Raw genomic sequence first — 5,795 nt, 5'->3', positions numbered from 1 at the left:
GTAAGGATACTAGTAAGCGAACGACGAGATTCGAACTCGCGACCCCAACCATGGCAAGGTTGTGTTCTACCCCTGAACTACGTTCGCACTTAAACTTTGTGTCTTACGACAATGCCGACTACATGATTCGAACACGCGACCCTCTGATTACAAATCAGATGCTCTACCAACTGAGCTAAGTCGGCTAATACCTAGTATGCGGATGAAGGGACTTGAACCCCCACGCCGTTAAGCGCTAGATCCTAAATCTAGTGCGTCTGCCAATTCCGCCACATCCGCTAGGATTATGACCCGTGCTGGGCTCGAACCAGCGACCCTTTGATTAAAAGTCAAATGCTCTACCAACTGAGCTAACGAGTCATTAGTATTTCTACTAACGGTTCTGACGGGAATCGAACCCGCGATCTTCGCCGTGACAGGGCGACGTGATAACCGCTACACTACAGAACCTTTATTCACTTAATGGCTGAAACAACCAATGGGAGTTAACGGGATCGAACCGCTGACCCTCTGCTTGTAAGGCAGATGCTCTCCCAGCTGAGCTAAACTCCCAAAACTTGGCCACTCGCCTATCTCCCAGGGGGCAACCCCCAAGTACTTCCGCCGTAGATGGACTTAACTTCTGTGTTCGACATGGGAACAGGTGTATCTCCATCGCAATGATGACCAAATCATTAAATGTTACCTTGAACATTCAAAACTAAATAACAATTCTTCTAACTTTTAAACCATAAGCATATTATATTTGACTCTTTTGGTAAAGTCCTCGAGCGATTAGTACTGGTCCGCTCCAAGTCTCGCAACTCTTCCACTTCCAGCCTATCTACCAGATCATCTCTCTGGGCTCTTAATTCTTACGAATGGGTAATCTCATCTTGAGGTGGGCTTCGCACTTAGATGCTTTCAGCGCTTATCCCTTCCCTACATAGCTATCCAGCCGTGCTCCTGGCGGAACAACTGGTACACCAGCGGTAAGTCCATCCCGGTCCTCTCGTACTAAGGACAGATCCTCTCAAATTACCTACGCCCGCGACGGATAGGGACCGAACTGTCTCACGACGTTCTGAACCCAGCTCGCGTGCCGCTTTAATGGGCGAACAGCCCAACCCTTGGGACCGACTACAGCCCCAGGATGCGACGAGCCGACATCGAGGTGCCAAACCTCCCCGTCGATGTGAACTCTTGGGGGAGATAAGCCTGTTATCCCCAGGGTAGCTTTTATCCGTTGAGCGATGGCCCTTCCATGCGGTACCACCGGATCACTAAGTCCTAGTTTCCTACCTGCTCGAGTTGTAGCTCTCGCAGTCAAGCTGGCTTTTACCTTTACACTCTACGATTGATTTCCAACCAATCTGAGCCAACCTTTGAGCGCCTCCGTTACTCTTTAGGAGGCGACCGCCCCAGTCAAACTGTCCGTCAGACACTGTCTCCCTGGCCGATTATGCCAGCGGGTTAGAGTAACCATAAGTCAAGGGTAGTATCCCAACAACGCCTCAATAGAAACTAGCGTCCCTATTTCAATGGCTCCTACCTATCCTGTACATGACTTACAGGTACTCAATATCAAACTACAGTAAAGCTCCATGGGGTCTTTCCGTCCTGTCGCGGGTAACCTGCATCTTCACAGGTACTAAAATTTCACCGAGTCTCTCGTTGAGACAGTGCCCAAATCATTACGCCTTTCGTGCGGGTCGGAACTTACCCGACAAGGAATTTCGCTACCTTAGGACCGTTATAGTTACGGCCGCCGTTTACTGGGGCTTCAATTCATACCTTCGACTTACGTCTAAGCACTCCTCTTAACCTTCCAGCACCGGGCAGGCGTCACCCCCTATACATCACCTTGCGGTTTAGCAGAGAGCTGTGTTTTTGATAAACAGTTGCTTGGGCCTATTCACTGCGGCTGGCTTTTACACCAGCACCCCTTCTCCCGAAGTTACGGGGCTATTTTGCCGAGTTCCTTAACGAGAGTTCTCTCGATCACCTGAGGCTACTCGCCTCGACTACCTGTGTCGGTTTGCGGTACGGGTAGATATGACTTTACGCTAGAAGCTTTTCTTGGCAGTGTGACATCAGAGAGTTCGCAACCGTAGTTGCTTCCCCATCACAGCTCAATGTTAAAGAGAAATGCATTTGACACATCTCACACCTCACTGCTTAGACCAGAATCCATTAACTGGCATCTCTTAGCCTACTGCGTCCCTCCATCACGATCATATCTAGTACTGGAATATCAACCAGTTGTCCATCGACTACGCCTTTCGGCCTCGCCTTAGGTCCCGACTAACCCAGGGCGGACGAGCCTTCCCCTGGAAACCTTAGTCTTACGGTGGATAAGATTCTCACTTATCTTGCGCTACTCATACCGGCATTCTCACTTCTTAACGCTCCAGCACTCCTCACGGTATACCTTCATCGCGGTTAAGAACGCTCTCCTACCATTGATAAAATATCAATCCAAAGCTTCGGTAATATGTTTAGCCCCGGTACATTTTCGGCGCAGGGTCACTCGACTAGTGAGCTATTACGCACTCTTTGAATGATAGCTGCTTCTGAGCTAACATCCTAGTTGTCTGTGCAACCCCACATCCTTTTCCACTTAACATATATTTTGGGACCTTAGCTGTTGGTCTGGGCTGTTTCCCTTTCGACTACGGATCTTAGCACTCGCAGTCTGACTGCCGAACATGTGTATTAGCATTCGGAGTTTATCTGAGATTGGTAATCCTAGACGGACCCCTCACCCAAACAGTGCTCTACCTCCAATACACTTACATTTCGACGCTAGCCCTAAAGCTATTTCGGAGAGAACCAGCTATCTCCCAGTTCGTTTGGAATTTCTCCGCTATCCACAAGTCATCCAAACACTTTTCAACGTGTCCTGGTTCGGGCCTCCAGTGCGTCTTACCACACCTTCACCCTGCTCATGGATAGGTCACTAGGTTTCGGGTCTACATCATGATACTAAGTCGCCCTATTCAGACTCGGTTTCCCTACGGCTCCGTCTCTTCAACTTAACCTCGCATCATAACGTAACTCGCCGGTTCATTCTACAAAAGGCACGCTCTCACCCATTAACGGGCTCGAACTTCTTGTAGGCACACGGTTTCAGGTGCTATTTCACTCCCCTCTCGGGGTTCTTTTCACCTTTCCCTCACGGTACTGGTTCACTATCGGTCACTAAGGAGTATTTAGGGTTGGGAGATGGTCCTCCCGGATTCAAACTGGATTTCGCGTGTCCAGCCCTACTCAGGATACTGCTAGGTATAAGCGCTATTTCGTCTACGGGATTATTACCCTCTTTGATTAACCTTCCCAGGTTATTCGACTATAATGCTTAAGTCCACGTTGCAGTCCTACAACCCCAAGAAGCAAGCTTCTTGGTTTGCCCTTCTTCGCGTTCGCTCGCCGCTACTTACGAAATCGTTTTTACTTTCTCTTCCTGCAGGTACTTAGATGTTTCAGTTCTCTGCGTTACCTTTACATGAGCTATGTATTCACTCATGAATAACTGCTAGTAGCAGCTGGGTTTCCCCATTCGGAGACCTAGGGATCAATGCGTACTTACTGCTCCCCCTAGAATATCGTCGTTAGTCACGTCCTTCATCGGCTCTTAGTGCCAAGGCATCCACCGTGCGCCCTTATTAACTTTGCCATGATGATTTATAATCATCGTTTTTCAAGTATAAGTTTGTAAATTCTTTAAAATTCACAGCTTTTGGTTTATTTATCGTTATTAGATATTGTTATTTAGTTTTCAATGTTCAAGTGATTTTAACGTCTTGTCTGACAATGGAGCCTAGCGGGATCGAACCGCTGACCTCCTGCGTGCAAAGCAGGCGCTCTCCCAGCTGAGCTAAGGCCCCACAATCAAGAATTTGATTCTTGCTTAGGTTTATCACTAAACCCCTCAAAACTGAATAAAGTTGAATGCTCACGTCTTTGTATATATTCCTTAGAAAGGAGGTGATCCAGCCGCACCTTCCGATACGGCTACCTTGTTACGACTTCACCCCAGTCATCGGTCTTACCTTAGGAAGCGCCCTCCTTGCGGTTAGGCAACCTACTTCGGGTACTCCCAACTCCCGTGGTGTGACGGGCGGTGTGTACAAGGCCCGGGAACGTATTCACCGCGGCGTGCTGATCCGCGATTACTAGCGATTCCGACTTCATGTAGGCGAGTTGCAGCCTACAATCCGAACTGAGAATGGTTTTAAGAGATTAGCTAAACATCACTGTCTCGCGACTCGTTGTACCATCCATTGTAGCACGTGTGTAGCCCAGGTCATAAGGGGCATGATGATTTGACGTCATCCCCACCTTCCTCCGGTTTATCACCGGCAGTCTCGTTAGAGTGCCCAACTTAATGATGGCAACTAACAATAGGGGTTGCGCTCGTTGCGGGACTTAACCCAACATCTCACGACACGAGCTGACGACAACCATGCACCACCTGTATCCCGTGTCCCGAAGGAACTTCCTATCTCTAGGAATAGCACGAGTATGTCAAGACCTGGTAAGGTTCTTCGCGTTGCTTCGAATTAAACCACATGCTCCACCGCTTGTGCGGGCCCCCGTCAATTCCTTTGAGTTTCAACCTTGCGGTCGTACTCCCCAGGCGGAGTGCTTATTGCGTTAGCTGCGATACAGAGAACTTATAGCTCCCTACATCTAGCACTCATCGTTTACGGCGTGGACTACCAGGGTATCTAATCCTGTTTGCTCCCCACGCTTTCGAGCCTCAGTGTCAGTTACAGGCCAGAGAGCCGCTTTCGCCACCGGTGTTCCTCCATATATCTACGCATTTCACCGCTACACATGGAATTCCACTCTCCTCTCCTGCACTCAAGTCTACCAGTTTCCAATGCATACAATGGTTGAGCCACTGCCTTTTACACCAGACTTAATAAACCACCTGCGCTCGCTTTACGCCCAATAAATCCGGACAACGCTCGGGACCTACGTATTACCGCGGCTGCTGGCACGTAGTTAGCCGTCCCTTTCTGGGTAGTTACCGTCACTTGATGAGCTTTCCACTCTCACCAACGTTCTTCTCTACCAACAGAGTTTTACGATCCGAAAACCTTCTTCACTCACGCGGCGTTGCTCGGTCAGACTTTCGTCCATTGCCGAAGATTCCCTACTGCTGCCTCCCGTAGGAGTTTGGGCCGTGTCTCAGTCCCAATGTGGCCGATCACCCTCTCAGGTCGGCTATGTATCATCGCCTTGGTGAGCCTTTACCTCACCAACTAGCTAATACAACGCGGGATCATCTTTGAGTGATGCAATTGCATCTTTCAAACTTAAAACTTGTGTTTAAAGTTTTTATGCGGTATTAGCATTCGTTTCCAAATGTTGTCCCCCGCTCAAAGGCAGATTCCCCACGCGTTACTCACCCGTTCGCTGCTCATCCAGTCGGTACAAGTACCAACCTTCAGCGCTCAACTTGCATGTATTAGGCACGCCGCCAGCGTTCGTCCTGAGCCAGGATCAAACTCTCAAATAAAGTATTTAAGTCACCTTAGTGACTGGCTTGTCTTTCATTATTGATTGACAGATTTTTGATGTATCTTACTACATCACATGAGTCATTCTTCTTTATTCAGTTTTCAATGGTCTAGCTTATCGCTTCAAGACCCTCGTCTCTTGCGACAACTATTATATTCTATCAAACCTAACTAAACTTGTCAAGAATTAACTGTGACTTTTATACCTTTTTTTATCTTACGTTCGCTTTTTCCCTCTCCTGTATTCGCTTTATTTCATGCCACCACTAGCTTTGGTAAATTAAAAAA

General features: G+C 48.3%; 7 tRNA genes and 3 rRNA genes. All 10 read right to left on the bottom strand.

From position 1 onward, the window contains the following. Nucleotides 1-15 precede the first annotated feature (15 nt). The 10 genes from ABTZ99_RS44490 to ABTZ99_RS44445 all read right to left on the bottom strand — a co-directional run bounded on the left by ABTZ99_RS44490 (nucleotide 16) and on the right by ABTZ99_RS44445 (nucleotide 5,506). Nucleotides 16-87: transfer RNA gene (locus ABTZ99_RS44490), tRNA-Gly, on the bottom strand. Nucleotides 88-112: 25 nt separating this feature from the next. Next, a tRNA-Thr gene (locus ABTZ99_RS44485) sits at nucleotides 113-185 on the bottom strand. Between the two features lie 12 nt (nucleotides 186-197). After that, nucleotides 198-279, bottom strand: a tRNA-Leu gene (locus ABTZ99_RS44480). Between the two features lie 8 nt (nucleotides 280-287). Then, nucleotides 288-360, bottom strand: a tRNA-Lys gene (locus ABTZ99_RS44475). A gap of 17 nt (nucleotides 361-377) precedes the next feature. Continuing rightward, a tRNA-Asp gene (locus tag ABTZ99_RS44470) sits at nucleotides 378-450 on the bottom strand. Nucleotides 451-479: 29 nt separating this feature from the next. Further along, nucleotides 480-552 (bottom strand) — tRNA-Val (locus ABTZ99_RS44465). Between the two features lie 3 nt (nucleotides 553-555). Next, nucleotides 556-671: ribosomal RNA gene (gene rrf, locus ABTZ99_RS44460) — 5S ribosomal RNA — on the bottom strand. Nucleotides 672-754: 83 nt separating this feature from the next. After that, nucleotides 755-3,655: ribosomal RNA gene (locus ABTZ99_RS44455) — 23S ribosomal RNA — on the bottom strand. Between the two features lie 138 nt (nucleotides 3,656-3,793). Further along, nucleotides 3,794-3,866, bottom strand: a tRNA-Ala gene (locus ABTZ99_RS44450). Between the two features lie 93 nt (nucleotides 3,867-3,959). Further along, nucleotides 3,960-5,506, bottom strand: a 16S ribosomal RNA gene (locus ABTZ99_RS44445). The 16S, 23S and 5S rRNA genes sit together here with 7 tRNA genes alongside, the layout of an rRNA operon. Nucleotides 5,507-5,795: the final 289 nt, after the last annotated feature.

Origin of the sequence: Actinosynnema sp. NPDC002837, from assembly GCF_040295345.1 — a bacterium.
Taxonomy (GTDB): Bacteria; Actinomycetota; Actinomycetes; order Mycobacteriales; family Pseudonocardiaceae; genus Actinosynnema.
Note: the sequence above shows the minus strand (reverse complement) of the source record. Positions and strands in the feature narration are given on the sequence as shown.